General features: G+C 68.3%; 10 protein-coding genes. All 10 read left to right on the top strand.

Going from position 1 to position 14,212, the window contains the following annotated elements:
• The first annotated feature begins 49 nt into the window (after positions 1 to 49).
• The 10 genes from RF701_RS01745 (at position 50) to RF701_RS01700 (ending at position 14,203) form a co-directional block, all read left to right on the top strand.
• Positions 50 to 772 (top strand): SapC family protein, encoded by a 723-nt coding sequence (locus tag RF701_RS01745; RefSeq protein WP_203311087.1) that lies wholly within the window; start codon positions 50 to 52, stop codon positions 770 to 772.
• Positions 765 to 1,796 (top strand): cupin-like domain-containing protein, encoded by a 1,032-nt coding sequence (locus RF701_RS01740; RefSeq protein WP_308813864.1) that lies wholly within the window; start codon positions 765 to 767, stop codon positions 1,794 to 1,796. Before RF701_RS01745 ends, RF701_RS01740 begins: the two co-directional genes overlap by 8 nt.
• A complete protein-coding gene (locus RF701_RS01735; protein ID WP_308813863.1) occupies positions 1,793 to 3,298 on the top strand; it encodes a tryptophan 7-halogenase in 1,506 nt (501 codons plus the stop codon). The genes RF701_RS01740 and RF701_RS01735 overlap by 4 nt, the downstream gene beginning before the upstream one ends.
• Positions 3,298 to 4,356, top strand: a complete 1,059-nt coding sequence (locus tag RF701_RS01730) for a LacI family DNA-binding transcriptional regulator (RefSeq protein WP_308813862.1) — start codon at positions 3,298 to 3,300, stop codon at positions 4,354 to 4,356. Before RF701_RS01735 ends, RF701_RS01730 begins: the two co-directional genes overlap by 1 nt.
• Before the next feature lie 535 nt (positions 4,357 to 4,891).
• Positions 4,892 to 6,505, top strand: a complete 1,614-nt coding sequence (locus tag RF701_RS01725) for an NAD(P)/FAD-dependent oxidoreductase (RefSeq protein WP_210358756.1) — start codon at positions 4,892 to 4,894, stop codon at positions 6,503 to 6,505.
• Positions 6,502 to 7,041, top strand: coding sequence for a pseudouridine synthase (locus RF701_RS01720; protein WP_210358755.1), 540 nt, complete (start codon positions 6,502 to 6,504; stop codon positions 7,039 to 7,041). Before RF701_RS01725 ends, RF701_RS01720 begins: the two co-directional genes overlap by 4 nt.
• Positions 7,038 to 7,391 carry a hypothetical protein gene (locus RF701_RS01715; RefSeq protein ID WP_308813861.1) on the top strand — a complete coding sequence of 118 codons (354 nt, stop codon included), beginning with the start codon at positions 7,038 to 7,040 and terminating at the stop codon, positions 7,389 to 7,391. Before RF701_RS01720 ends, RF701_RS01715 begins: the two co-directional genes overlap by 4 nt.
• 91 nt (positions 7,392 to 7,482) lie before the next feature.
• A complete protein-coding gene (locus RF701_RS01710) occupies positions 7,483 to 9,858 on the top strand; it encodes a hypothetical protein (protein WP_308813860.1) in 2,376 nt (791 codons plus the stop codon).
• A gap of 86 nt (positions 9,859 to 9,944) precedes the next feature.
• Positions 9,945 to 11,288, top strand: a complete 1,344-nt coding sequence (locus tag RF701_RS01705; RefSeq protein ID WP_374758577.1) for a glycoside hydrolase family 27 protein — start codon at positions 9,945 to 9,947, stop codon at positions 11,286 to 11,288.
• A 134-nt stretch (positions 11,289 to 11,422) separates the two neighbouring features.
• Positions 11,423 to 14,203: a TonB-dependent receptor domain-containing protein gene (locus tag RF701_RS01700; protein ID WP_308813859.1), complete on the top strand. Its 2,781-nt coding sequence runs from the start codon at positions 11,423 to 11,425 to the stop codon at positions 14,201 to 14,203.
• Positions 14,204 to 14,212 lie beyond the last annotated feature (9 nt).

Below are 14,212 nucleotides of genomic sequence, written 5' to 3'. Positions count from 1 at the left end.
GCGGCGGCACGCCTGCCGCAGCGATGCCCAGACACGAGACTCAGGTTCGATGACCAGCCAGCATGCAATCCTGACGGCGGAGGCACATCGCAACCTCCGCATCCGTACCGACCGCGCCGCCGCCCTCGGCGACGCCCAGATGTGCTGCATCACCGTGCCGACCGAATTCCGCGCGGTGCAAAGCGAATATCCCATCCTCTTCCGCCTCAACGACACGCGCGACCGCTTCACCGCCTTTGCCATGTTCGGGTTCGAGAATGGGGAGAATCTCTATCTCGAGGGCGGGCGCTGGGACGCGCGCTACCGCCCGCTGGCCATGGACATCCAGCCGTTCCTGATCGGCGGCGCGCCGGACGGCGAGGGCGCGAAACAGGTTCACGTCGACCTAGCCTCCCCCCGCATCGCCACGGGCGATGAAGGCGCGCGGGTGTTCGACGAACTTGGCCAGCCGACCCCCTATCTGGAACAGGTCGCCGAACAGCTCGGCGCGCTCGACGAGGGATATCGGGCATCCGCCGGCTTTTTCGCCGCCCTGCAGCGCCACGACCTGCTCGAACCCTTCACGCTGGAAGTGACGCTGGACGACGGATCGAGCAACCGCCTCGTCGGCTTCCACATCATCGACGAGGACAAGCTTGCGGCGCTGGATGGCAAGGCCCTCGCCGAACTCAACGCCGCCGGTCATCTGATGCCCATCTATATGGCGATCGCCTCGCTGGCGCATCTCGGCGACCTGGTGGCGCGGCGGAACCGGCGGATCGCGCATGGCTGAGGCCGATCCCGGACCGCTCGCGGGTCTTGCGCCGGTGGCCGAGGTCGCCATCGCCGACGCCGCCGAACTCGACGCCCGGCTGCGCACGGCACAGCAGCCGTTCGTCGTGCGCGGGATCGCCGCCGGCTGGCCGCTCGTGGAGGCGGGCCGGCGATCCGGGGACGCGGCCCGTGCCTATCTGCTCGCCCATCACCGCGACAAACCCTTCACCGTCTCGGTCGGTCAGCCGGGCAGCGGCGGTCGGTTGTTCTACGACGATGCGATGGCGATGAATTTCCGCACGTTCGAAGCAAAGCTGCCGGAAATCTTCGCGCGCATCGCGGCCTTCGCCGGCAAGCCGGAGGCGCCGGTCGTCTATCTCGCCTCGATCGACGTGCATCAGTATTTCGAGGGGCTGCACGCCGCCAATCATGTCGATCTGGGCGATCGCGAGCCGCTCGCCAGCATCTGGATGGGGACGCGCACGCGCATCGCCGCGCACAACGATGTGCCCAACAACCTCGCGGTGGTGGCGGTCGGCCGGCGGCGCTTCACGCTCTTCCCGCGCGAGCAATTCCGCAACCTCTACCTAGGGCCGGTCGACAATACCCCCGCGGGCCGGGCGGTCAGCATGGTCGATTTCAGCAATCCCGACCTCGTCCGCCATCCGCGCTTCGCGGAAGCGATGGCGCATGGCCAGGTTGTGGAGATGGCGCCCGGCGATGCGCTCTACATCCCCGCCCTCTGGTGGCATCATGTCGAGGGGCTCGAGGACTTCAACGTCCTCGTCAATTATTGGTGGCGCGACACGCCGCGATGGATGGGCCAGCCGCAGGAAGTCCTCAACCACGCGATGATGGCGATCCGCGATCTGCCCGCGGACGAGAAGGCGCATTGGCGCGACATGTTCGACTATTACGTCTTCGACAACGATGCGTCGGTCACGGATCATATCCCGGCGGGCGGCCGCGGGGTGCTTGACCCGATGACGCCCGAACTGGCTGCGCGGCTGCGCGGCTATCTCATGCGGGCGCTCAGCCGATGAGCGACGTCGCGCCGCTCCGCATCGCGCCACGGCGCATCGTCGTTGCGGGCGGCGGCACCGCAGGCTGGATGGCGGCGGCCGCACTGACCCGAACACTCGGGCGGACGGCGACCGTGACGCTCGTCGAATCCGACGCCATCGGCACGGTCGGCGTCGGTGAATCGACGATCCCGCCGTTGATCACCTTCAACCGCCTGCTCGGGATCAATGAGGCGGAGTTCATGGCCGCCACGCAGGCGACCTTCAAGCTGGGCATCCAGTTCGACGGCTGGAAGGGGCCGAACGACAGCTATTTCCATGCCTTCGGCCTGACCGGCAAGGACCATTGGGCGGCCGGCTTCCAGCATTTCTGGCTCGAGGGGCGTGCCCGCGGCTACGACCAGTCTTACGACGACTATTGCCTGGAGTTGATCGCCGCGCGCGAGGGCAAGTTCGCGCACCTGCCCGACGACCGGATGAGCTACGCCTATCAGCTCGATTCGACGCTCTACGGCCGCTTTTTGCGCAAGATGGCGGAGGGCGACGGCGCCACCCGGATCGAGGGCCGCATCGCGCGGGTCGAGCTCGACGGCGAGAGTGGCGATATCGCGGCGCTCGTGCTCGATGACGGCCAGCGGGTTGCCGGCGACCTGTTCCTCGACTGCACGGGCTTTCGCGCGCTGCTGATCGAACAGGCGCTGCACGTCGGGTACGACGACTGGACGCACTGGCTTCCCTGCGACGCCGCAATCGCCGTGCAGACCGGGAGCGTGCGCCCGCCCGTTCCCTACACGCGCGCCATGGCGCATGACGCCGGCTGGCAATGGCGTATCCCGCTGCAGCACCGCGTCGGCAACGGCATCGTCTATTGCAGCCGCTACCTGACGCAGGACGCCGCGCTGGACCGCCTGCTCGGCAATGTCGAGGGCAATGTACTGACCGAACCCAACCGTCTGCGCTTCGTCACCGGCGCGCGGCGGAAGCAATGGCATCGCAACTGTATCGCGATCGGCCTTGCCGGCGGCTTCATGGAGCCGCTGGAATCGACGAGCATCCATCTGATCCAGCGCGCGATCCTGCGCCTGATCCGGCTTCTGCCGCCCGGGCCGATATCCGCGCACGACATCGCCGAGTTCAACGACCAGCAACTGACCGACATGGAGCAGATCCGCGACTTCCTGATCCTCCATTACAAGGTCACCGAGCGCCGCGATTCCGCCTTCTGGCGGCAGTGCGCGGCGATGGATATCCCCGACAGCCTCGCGCAGAAGATCGGCCTGTTCCGCGAGACGGGGCGCGTCTTCCGCCGCAACGACGAGCTGTTCGCGGAGAACAGCTGGATCCAGGTCATGCTCGGCCAGGGTCTGACGCCGCTCACCCATCACCCGATCGCCGCCAAGCTGCCCGACGACGAGCTCGCCAACTTCCTCGACGGATTGCGGCAGGGCGTGGAGGCGACCGTACGCGGCCTGCCGCAGCACGCCGCCTATGTATCGCGCTATTGCGGCGCGGCACCCGCCTGATGCCGCGGCGTCGCCAGGCGGTGACCATCCGCCACGTCGCCGCCGATGCCGGCGTCTCGCTTCAGACCGTCAGCCGCGTCATCAACAAGGAGCCAAACGTCCGGCCCGAGATGATGGATCGGGTGCGCGCGTCGATCGACAAGCTCGGCTACGTGCCGTCGATCGCCGCACAGCGCATGGGCGGATCGCGTTCCTATCTGATCGTCGCGCTCAACGACCGCGATCGCACCATCGCCGACTGGCGCAACCGGCAGGGTGCGGACTGGGTCGACCAGATGATGCTGGGCGGCATGCTGACCTGCGCTGACCACGGCTATCGGCTGATCGTCGAACTCGTCGACACGCACAGCGACCATATCGCGCGCGAACTGATGGGCGCGATCGCCGCGCTGCAGCCCGATGGCGTCATCCTGACACCGCCGCATTCGGACAATCCGCAGATCACCGACCTGCTCGAGGCGCAGGGGATCAGCTTCGCCCGCATCGGCTCGCCCAAGCCGGGTCCGGGCTTTGCGGTGGCGATGGACGACGCCGGTGCCGCGCGCCTGGCGACGGAACATCTGCTGGCGCTGGGCCATCGCCGCATCGGCTTCATTGCGGGACCGCCCGACTATGAACTGAGCGGGTGGCGAATCGACGGCTGGCAGGCCGCGATGGCGGCGGCCGGTCTCGAGACGGAAAGCCTGCTGCTGCGCGGCGACTTCGGTTACGCCTCAGGTCGCGAGGCAGCGACCGGGCTGCTCGCCTCGGCCGATCCCCCGACGGCGATCATCGCCAGCAACGACCAGATGGCGCTGGCGACGATGGAGGTGGCGCGGGAGCGCGGCCTCGCCGTTCCCGACGCGCTGTCGGTGGTCAGCTTCGACGACACCCCCATCGTGCGCTTCGTCAGGCCGCCCCTGACGGCGATTGTCCAGCCGATCGCCGACATGACCGCGCGCGCCGTCGAACTGGTGATCGCCGAAAAGGCAGGTCGCCCCACCTCCCCTGATCCCGTGATCTTCTCGGCGACCTTGGTCGTTCGCGGGTCGACCGGAAGACCCGGGGATCGCCGCTAGGGCGATCCCCGTCCGCGCAGCAGCGGGCGCGTACCCCCCCCCAGGGTTCGTGCCGACCGGTGCACGGAAAAGTGTCCGGTCAGAGGACGAGCGGCACACGCCCCCGGAATTGCGATTCCGATGCCGGAATGAGGTCGAGACTATGGGATATATGCGCTGCGGCCGTCCAAAGCGCACAGGCATCTGCGAGCGCGAGCGCCTCTTCGAGCCGATCTTTCAACAGTTCGATTTCCCGACAACGTTGCATGAACCCCTCCACTACAATCGTTTGCCTATAAGTTCGTTTTAAGGACTGAAATCTTTCCGCGATCTTACAACCCGACCCTAAATGGCGGATTCCACCCCTGCGGATCCGGGGTTCGTGGTTAATTCGCGCCTTCTATTCAGAGGCTTACGTTCCGTATCGAGACACGGGACCCTATGGAGCGATCGAGCATCGGTCTGCGGCGCATGTTCGGCCGAGATGCAGCTGCGCTGCCTCCGCCATTCGCTGACCCATCGCACGCGGTTCGATCCCGATGTATGGCGCGTCCCCATGATCCGCGTGACCGAACTCAAGCTGCCCCTGCACCATGCCGACGAAGCCCTTCCCGCCGCGATCATCCGCCGGCTTCGTATCACCCCGCGCGACCTGATCCGCTTCACCGTCGCGCGGCGCGGCCACGATGCGCGCGACCAGGCCGACATCCAGCTCGTCTATTCCGTCGACGTCGCGGTGAAGAACGAGGGCGCGGTGCTCGCACGCTTCCGCCGCGACCGCGATGTCGGACCGACACCCGATACCCGCTATCGGCCGCCGGCGCCGCCGCCGTCCCGCGCACAGCGGCCCGTCGTGATCGGCGCAGGCCCTTGCGGGCTCTTCGCGGCGCTGATCCTCGCCCAGTCAGGCTACCGTCCCATCCTGCTCGAGCGGGGCAAGCTGGTGCGCGAGCGGACGAAAGACACCTGGGGTCTGTGGCGCAAGAGCGTGCTGAACCCCGAATCGAACGTGCAATATGGCGAAGGCGGTGCCGGCACCTTCTCCGACGGCAAATTGTACAGCCGCATCAAGGATCCCCGTCACCTGAACCGCAAGGTGCTGACCGAATTCGTCAAGGCGGGCGCGCCGGAGGAGATCCTGACGGAGGCGCACCCGCACATCGGCACCTTTCGCCTGGTGACCATGGTCGAGAGCCTGCGCGAAAGCATCGAGGCGCTGGGCGGTGAATATCGCTTCCAGACGCGCGTCGACGGACTGGACGTCCACACCGACGCCACCGGCGAGCGGCGTGTACGTGGGCTGCACCTGCACGACGGATCGTATCTGGCGGCGAGCCATGTCGTCATGGCGATCGGCCATAGCGCCCGCGACACCTTCGCGATGCTGCAGCAGGCGGGTGTCTTCGTCGAGGCCAAGCCCTTCTCGATCGGCGTGCGGATCGAACATCCGCAAAGCTGGATCGACCGCGCACGGTTCGGACAGGATGCCGGAAACCGCATCCTGGGCGCGGCCGAATACCACATTTCGCACCATTGTTCGAACGGTCGCACCGTCTACAGCTTCTGCATGTGCCCGGGCGGCACCGTCGTCGCCGCCACCTCGGAAGAGGGACGCGTCGCGACCAACGGCATGAGCCAGTATTCGCGCAACGAGCGCAATGCCAATTCCGGCTTCGTCGTCGCGATCGATCCGGCCCGCGACTTTCCGGGCGACCCGCTCGCCGGTCTGGCGCTGCAACGGGACCTGGAGTCGCGCGCGTTCGTCGCGGGCGGCTCGAACTATCGGGCGCCGGCGCAGCGGGTCGGCGACTTCCTGGCGGGACGCCCGTCGACGAGCCTGGGCAGCGTCGTCCCCTCGTACCGCCCCGGCGTAACGCCGACGGACCTCGCCGCCTGCCTGCCCGACTTCGCCATCGCGGCGATGCGCGAAGCGATCCCCGTCTTCGGTCGCCAGATCGCGGGCTATGATCATCCCGACGTGGTGATGACGGGCGTGGAGACGCGCACCTCCTCCCCCGTTCGCTTCACCCGCGGCGACGACTTCCAGAGCGTCAACACGATCGGCCTGTTCCCGGCGGGCGAAGGAGCGGGTTATGCGGGCGGCATCCTGTCCGCCGCGGTCGACGGCATCAAGGTGGCGGAGGCGGTGGCGGCGAGCATGGCGGCATGACGCTGATCGCGTTCAACAAGCCCTATGACGTGCTCAGCCAGTTCACGGACCGGAACGCTGCGACGACCCGAGCGACGCTGTCCGACTATATCGACCTGCCAAACGTCTATCCGGCGGGACGGCTCGACCGCGACAGCGAGGGACTGTTGCTCCTGACCGACGACGGCCGGCTGCAGGCACGAATCGCAGACCCGAAGTTCAAGCTGCCCAAGACCTACCTCGTCCAGGTGGAGCGCGAACCGGACGCGGCGGCCCTCGCTGCCCTGCGTCGCGGCGTGATGCTGAAGGACGGCCCCACCCGCCCCGCCGAGGTCGAGCGGATCGACGATCCGGCGCTCTGGCCGCGCGTGCCACCGATCCGCGTCCGCGCCACCATTCCCGATTGCTGGCTGCGTCTGACGATCCGGGAGGGGCGTAACCGGCAGGTGCGTCGGATGACCGCGGCGGTCGGCCATCCGACCTTGCGGCTGATACGCTGGCGGATCGGCGATTGGACGCTCGACGGCCTCGCCCCCGGCGCCTGGCGTGTCGCGTGAAGATCTTCTTCGACGGTGGCCTGCGGCCCGCCGGCATGGAGACGGCGGTCGTCGCGGCGGGGGAAAGCCACATCCGATGCGACCTCGGCCCCGGTACCAGCATGGACGCCGAATGGCTCGCGCTGCTCGCCGCGGCGTCGCTGGCCGGGGCGCGCCAATGGGAAAAGGTGGTCCTGCTGGGCGATGCTGCTGCGGTGATCGCTCAGGCGAATGGCGACGTGCGCTGCCCGCCGGCCTATCGCCACCATCAGGCGGCCTATCATGCCCTGGGTGGCCGATGGCGCCTGCGCTACGTCAAGCGCACGCAAAATCTCGCAGGCATCGCGCTGGCGGCGCTGCACGGCCGGTAGGCCGTCGATGGCCAAACATGGCGTGCCGAGGACGTCTTTGTCATCATCCCGCCATGGCCCTGCCCCGGTTCGCCGCCTATGAACCGCGGCCATGGTCCGCTCGCTCGTCCGTGTCCTCGCGTCCGTCGCCCTGCCCGCCGCCCTCTTCGTTGCGCCCGTCGCGGCGAGCGCGCAGGGGAACAGCTTCGATCTGGCCGGTCCGGACGTCGCCGTCACCGTGCACCGGGGTGGCCGCTCGCTGCCGCTACCGCAGGTGCCCTCCCTCCAGCCCGGCGACCGCCTCGTCGCGCGGGCGCTGCTGCCGGCCGATCAGTCCGCACATTACGTTCTGATGGTCGCCTTCCTGCGCGGCGCGACGAACCCGCCGCCAAAGGACTGGTTCTATGCGGTGGAGAGCTGGCGGCGGAAGAAGAACGTGCTCGATATCGCGGTGCCGGAGGGCGCGCGCCAGGCGGTGCTGCTGCTCGCACCGCAGGCTGGCGGCGGCTTCGACGCGGTGCGCGACGCGGTGCGCGGCCGCCCCGGCATCTTCGTTCGCGCGGCGCAGGATCTGTACCAGGCTTCGCTCGACCGCGCCCGGCTCGACACCTTCGTCGACGCGATCGGCAGGATCGGCGATGCGGACCCCGAACGGCTGGGCAAGGCGGCGCCGGTGCTCGCCAACATGCTGCGCATCAAGTTCAACGCCGACTGTCTCGCCAGGCCGCGCGACCAGCAGGCGGAATGCCTGACGCAGAACCGCGACGACCTCGTCCTCAACGCCCAGCGCGGCGCGACGCTGACCGACACGCTGACCGGCGCACCCGTCGACCTCGCCTATCAGGTCGCGGCCACGCCCGAGGGGGGCGCCGGCTATTACAGTCCCTATATCGGCCTTGTGCGCGACGTGGCGAAGCTGTTCGGGGCGTTCCGCAGCGCGCAATACCAGTATCTGCCGACTCTGGCGCTCGGACGCGGCGAGGCAACCCATCTTCTGCTCAACAGCGCGCCTTCGTTCCAGAACCCGCGCTCGGTGCTGGTCGTGCCGATGCCGCCGATCGGTGCGGCGCCAGCGCCGATCTGGCGCGCGGGCACGGCCGCGCCGGTGTGCCTCGCGCGGCCGGACCTCGTCATGCCGATCGACGACGCGTCGCTGCTCTTCGCCACGCGATATGCGCGCGATCTCCGGCTGCACCTCGTCGGCGACGGCGGCCGCACTACCGACTTGCCGGTCGTGCCGGACGCGGAAGGCGGCGGCATCCGCCTCGCGCCGGGCACTGCGCTGCCGGTGTCCGGGCCGATCCGCCAGGCGGTGTTGCGGGGCGAGTGGGGATTTGACCCGTTCACGGGGCCGCGCCTCCCCGTTCAATATGGCGGCGATGGCACATGGACGCCGCGCCCCGATGCCGCTGTCGTCGTCGGACGCGAACAGCCGCTGGTGCTGACCGGCGAGTCCTCCGCCTGCGTATCGCAAGCGACGCTGAGGCTTGCCGACGGCGAGACGCGACCCGTGCTGTGGAAGGCCGTCGCGCCCGATCGGGCCGAGGCGCAGCTGCCGCTCGCCGGTGCGAAGCCGGGCACGCTGTCGCTGGCGATCACCCGCTTCGGCACCACGGCGCCCGACACCATCACGCTGACCGCCCGTGCCGAGGCGAGCCGGCTCGATCGTTTCTCCATCCATCAGGGCGACCGGGCTGGCGTGCTGGAGGGCACCAGGCTCGACCAGGTTGCGTCGCTCGAACTGGGCGGGCGACATTTCGTCGCGACCACGCTCACGCGCGGGGACCGCGGCGATCGCCTGGACCTCGTCGCAGACGGGGTCCCGGCGGCGACCGACGCGCGGACCGCCCTGGTCCGGCTGCGGGACGGCCGCTCCGCCAGCGTCGCCGCGATCATCGCCCCGGCGCGCCCCGCCGCGACGATCGTCCACCGCGCGGTGACCGCGCCGGCCCAGCCTGCGACGCTGCCGATCGTGCTGCCCGATGGCGTCATGCCGGTGGACGGCACGCTCGCCGTGTCGCTCCGCCTGGCCGCGGGCACGTCGGCCGAGGATGCGATCGAGGTCGCGTCGGACGACGCCGCCGCGACGCTGACTGCCGCGTCGGGTGCGATCCAGCGGGTCGGCGACGATATCGCCGTGGCCCGCTTCGTGCCGCGATCGCTCCTCGGCGCCACGGCTTCGGGGGCGCTGCGCTACCGCGTACGGCGGGGGGATGCGACGGGGGATTGGCAGCCGCTCGTCCAGACCGTGCGACTGCCGGTCCTGACCGGCCTATCCTGTCCGGACTCCACCGGCGAGTGCACGCTGGCCGGGCGCGACCTGTTCCTCGTCACCGCGGTCGGCGATACGCCCGACCTCGCAAAGGCGGTGGCGCTGCCGCCCGGCTTCGTCGGCAGCTCGGTCGCCGTGCCCAGACCCACCGGCCACGTGCTCTACATCCGGCTGGCCGATGCACCGGGGGCCATCGCGACGGTTTCCCTCCCCTGACGCGTCACCGCGCGCGATTGACCCCGCGATGGCGCGAGATATAGTCAGACATAACGATGCCAATTGGCGACGGGGGAGCGAATCCGATGGCTGCTATGTCTCGTCGCACGCTGCTGGGCGGGATAGCCGCGACCCCCGCCCTGCCCACGCTCGCGTCCGCGTCTGGGGCGGCGACCGCCGCGCGACCCCTGGCGCCGACGCCGCCGATGGGGTGGAACAGCTGGAACAGCTTTGCCGTTACCATCACCGAGGCGCAGGCGCGCGACACGGCCGCGATCATGGCGCGCGTGCTTCGCCCCGCCGGCTACGACATCTTCACGATCGATCATCAATGGTATGACCCGCGCGCAAAGGGCTATGCCTACAACGCCGATATCGTGCCGGTGATGGACGGCTTCGGCCGGTTCCAGCCCGACCCCGTGCGCTTCCCTTCGGCCGCGGGCGGCACGGGCTTCGCGCGCCTGGCGCGTGACATCCATGCGATGGGGCTGCGCTTCGGTATCCATCGCATGCGGGGCATCCCGCGCGCGGCGGTGGCGGCGAACCTGCCGGTGTTCGGCACCGGCTATCGCGCGCGCGACATCGCCGACACGTCGAGCACCTGCTCGTGGAACGTCGACATGTACGGCGTCGACATGACCAAGCCGGGCGCCCAGGCCTATTACGACGGCGTCTTCGCCGAATATGCCCGCTGGGGCGTCGATTTCGTCAAGGTCGACGATCTCAGCCGTCCCTATGACGCGCACGCGCCGGAGATCGAGGCGATCGCCCGCGCGATCGACCGTAGCGGGCGGCCGATGATCCTCAGCATGTCGCCCGGCGAAACCCCGGTGGTGCGCGGCGACCACGCCCGCCGCCATGCGCAGATGTGGCGCATCTCCGACGATTTCTGGGACGACTGGAGCCTGCTGGAGGCGCAGTTCGTCCGGCTGGAGAACTGGAACCCCTATATGGGCGACGGCCGCTGGCCCGACGCGGACATGCTGCCGCTCGGCCGGCTGGCGATGGGACAGCGCGACACCCGCTTCACCCCCGACGAGCAGCGCACGGTGATGACCCTGTGGTCGATCGCGCGCTCGCCACTGATCATGGGAGGCGACCTTCGCCACCTCGACGCGGCGACGACCGCCTTGCTGACCAACCCGGAAGTGATCGCGGTGAACCAGGCCTCGCACGCCAACCGGCCCCATTTCGTCGAGGATTATACGCGCATCTGGTCGGCCAGGGCGCCGAACGGCGACACCTATCTGGCGCTGTTCAACACGGGCAAGGATGCGCGCGAGATCACCCTGCCGCTGGCCGCCCTCGGCATGCGGCGGGCGGCGGTGCGCGACCTGTGGGCCCGTCGCGACGACGGCATGGCGGATGGCAGGGTCGAACGACGGATCGCGTCGCACGGCGCCGGCCTGTACCGCCTGACAGGTGGTTGAGCGAAAAAACCTCCGAAATGGAGCATTTTAGGAGAAAGTCGCGCTTTCCGTACCCGCAGTTAACGCGTTTTTGAGCAATTTCCCTTCAAATCCGACCCCGAAATGACAACCGAACCAGGGGTGGGGCTAGATTGATGCGTAAGTGGGGGTATTTGCTCGCGGCGACGGCATGTGCGGCATTCGTGGCGCCGGCGAGCGCGCAGGGTCTGCGCGGAACGCTGCCGACGGGCAAGGAGACGGACAAGGACAAGGCGAAGGCCGAAGCGGTCTCGAAGAACACGTCCGACATCATCGTCACGGCGACGCGGCGGTCCGAGCGGCTGTCGAACGTGCCGATCGCCGTCAGCGCCTACGGCACCGCGGCCCTGCAGAATTCCGGTGCGACCGACATCCGCCAGATGGCGCAGCTCGCCCCCTCGCTTATCGTTTCGTCGACCGGCTCCGAGGCCAACGCCACCGCGCGCCTGCGCGGCATCGGTACCGTCGGCGACAATCCGGGCCTGGAAAGCTCGGTCGCGGTGTTCATCGACGGCGTCTATCGCAGCCGCACCGGCTCCGGCCTCAACGACCTGGGCGAGGTCGAGCGGATCGAGGTGCTCCGCGGCCCGCAGGGGACGCTGTCCGGCCGCAACTCATCCGCCGGCGCGATCAGCATCTACACCAAATATCCGTCCTTCGACTTCGGCGGCTATGGCGAGGCCAGCTACGGCAACTATAACGCCGTCCGCCTGGCGGGTGCGCTTACCGGCCCGATCGTCAAGGACAAGCTCGCCTTCCGGATCGACGGCGTGTTCGGCAAGCGCGACGGCTTCTACCATGACGTCACGAACAACACCGACTATAACGACCGCAACCGCTATTTCGTCCGCGGACAGCTCTTCTACAAGCCTTCGTCGACCTTCTCGGTCCGCCTGATCGGCGACTATACCTATCGCAACGAGAAGTGCTGCGGCGCCGTCTATATCGACACGCGCGAGAAGCTGGACCCGACGCCCGGCGTTCCCGGCGACTTCACGGTCAACCCCAACGGCAATCGCATCGTCCAGATCCTGCAGAGCCTCGGCGGCGTGCTGCCGAGCGCGGGCGATCCCTACAACCGCCAGATCGCGAACACGCCCGGTCGTGCCTACGCCAACGTGACGAAGGATTATGGCGGCTCCGCGCGCATCGGCTGGAACATCGGTCAGGTCCAGCTGATCTCGATCACCGCCTATCGCGAATACAAGGCCGGGGGCGCTGCGGACATCGACTATGGCAATGTCGACATCGGCTATCGCCCGAACGACGGCAATGCCTATCGCCAGTTCCACACCTTCACGCAGGAAACGCGGCTCAGCGGCGGCCTGTTCAACAACCGGCTCGACTGGCTGGTCGGCGGCTATTACGCCCACGAGAATCTGGAGGTCGTCGACAACCTCAAGTTCGGCTCGCAATACGGCGCCTTCGCCGCCTGCCGCATCGTCGCGACGATCAACCCGCTCGCCGCGCTGCGCAATCCCGCCAATCCGGGCTGCCTGGGCAGCACGCCGGTGGCTGCGCTAGGCGGCGCGACCGGACGGCAGGCGATCACCGCGGGCGTCGGCGCGGCCGTCGTCGCCGGCATCGACCGGCTCAGCACCGTCAACAATGTCGGCAGCCTGCGCGACGTCTACGATCAGACGAGCAGCAACTACGCCTTCTTCACGCACAACATCTTCAAGATCACCGACACGCTCAGCGTGACCGGCGGCCTGCGCTACACCAACGAGCACAAGTCGCTGAACGCCAGCTTCAACAACAACAACACGGTGTGCCCGGCGCAGCAGGCGGCGCTCAGCCCGCTGCTCGCCAGCGCGGCGGTGCCCGCGGCGCTGAAGCCGCTGATCGGCGGGATCATCACGCTGACCTGCACCGGCAACTCGACGTCGGCGCTGACCGGCGTGCCCATCAAGGACTCGATCCGCGAGGGCCAGTTCACCGGAACCGGCGTCCTGTCGTGGAAGCCGGCGCCCAGCACGCTGCTCTATGCGTCCTACGCCCGCGGCTACAAGGCGGGCGGCTACAATCTCGACCGGTCGGACCTGTCGGCCACCGTGTTCGCGACGCCGACCGCGTCGAGCGCCAGCAACCTGCGCTTCGATCCCGAGACGGTCCAGGCGTTCGAGGTCGGCATCAAATACGCGACGCCGAAGTTCACCGCGAACCTTGCCGCCTTCCGCTCGGCATTCAAGAACTTCCAGCTCAACACCTTCAACGGCACGAATTATATCGTCCAGAACATCGGGTCGTGCAGCACGCCGCTCAACGGTGCGGATCAGGACGATTCGGCGGCGACCGGCGCCTGCACCGGCAAGGTGAAGGCCGGCGTCGTCACGCAGGGCTTCGAGCTCGAGGCGGGTGCTTATCCCGCCCCCGACCTCGCCTTCAACCTGGGCTACACCTACGCGCACACGCAATATCGCAACGATCTGGTCGGCAGCGACGCCGGCGAGGCGCTCAACAACGCGCTCTTCCTTCTGCCCGGCAGCCAGATGTCGAACGCGCCGCGCCACACGGTCACCACCTCTGCGACCTTCACCCCGCGGATCGGATCGAACGGGCTCACCGCGCTCTTTTATGCCGATGGGCGCATGACGAGCGACTACAACACCGGCTCCGATCTGTTCGCGGAGAAGATCCAGGACGGCTACGTCCTGGTCAACGCCCGCGTCGGCATCCGCGGCCGCGATCAGCGCTGGGCGATCGAGTTCTGGGGTCAGAACATCCTCAACACCAACTACCAGCAGGTCGCCTTTTCAGCGCCGTTCCAGGGAGCCGGAAGCCTGTCGCAGGTCGCCCGGTTCGGCTCGCCGACCTATGCGGCCGGCAATGCGATTTTCGCCTCGTTCCTTGCCGAACCGCGGACCTACGGCGTGACGCTGCGCTCGCGCTTCTGATCCCGACCT

Origin of the sequence: Sphingomonas sp. GV3, from assembly GCF_031082075.1 — a bacterium.
GTDB lineage: Bacteria > Pseudomonadota > Alphaproteobacteria > Sphingomonadales > Sphingomonadaceae > Sphingomonas > Sphingomonas beigongshangi.
This window is presented reverse-complemented; position numbering and strand designations above follow the sequence as displayed.

Bases quoted from the DNA above. Each gene is read 5' to 3' on its own strand.
- RF701_RS01745 (WP_203311087.1), top strand. From the start codon at position 50: ATGACCAGCCAGCATGCAATCCTGACGGCGGAGGCACATCGCAACCTC.
- RF701_RS01725 (WP_210358756.1), top strand. From the start codon at position 4,892: ATGATCCGCGTGACCGAACTCAAGCTGCCCCTGCACCATGCCGACGAA.
- RF701_RS01735 (WP_308813863.1), top strand. From the start codon at position 1,793: ATGAGCGACGTCGCGCCGCTCCGCATCGCGCCACGGCGCATCGTCGTT.
- RF701_RS01700 (WP_308813859.1), top strand. From the start codon at position 11,423: ATGCGTAAGTGGGGGTATTTGCTCGCGGCGACGGCATGTGCGGCATTC.
- RF701_RS01730 (WP_308813862.1), top strand. From the start codon at position 3,298: ATGCCGCGGCGTCGCCAGGCGGTGACCATCCGCCACGTCGCCGCCGAT.
- RF701_RS01720 (WP_210358755.1), top strand. From the start codon at position 6,502: ATGACGCTGATCGCGTTCAACAAGCCCTATGACGTGCTCAGCCAGTTC.
- RF701_RS01705 (WP_374758577.1), top strand. From the start codon at position 9,945: ATGGCTGCTATGTCTCGTCGCACGCTGCTGGGCGGGATAGCCGCGACC.
- RF701_RS01740 (WP_308813864.1), top strand. From the start codon at position 765: ATGGCTGAGGCCGATCCCGGACCGCTCGCGGGTCTTGCGCCGGTGGCC.
- RF701_RS01710 (WP_308813860.1), top strand. From the start codon at position 7,483: ATGGTCCGCTCGCTCGTCCGTGTCCTCGCGTCCGTCGCCCTGCCCGCC.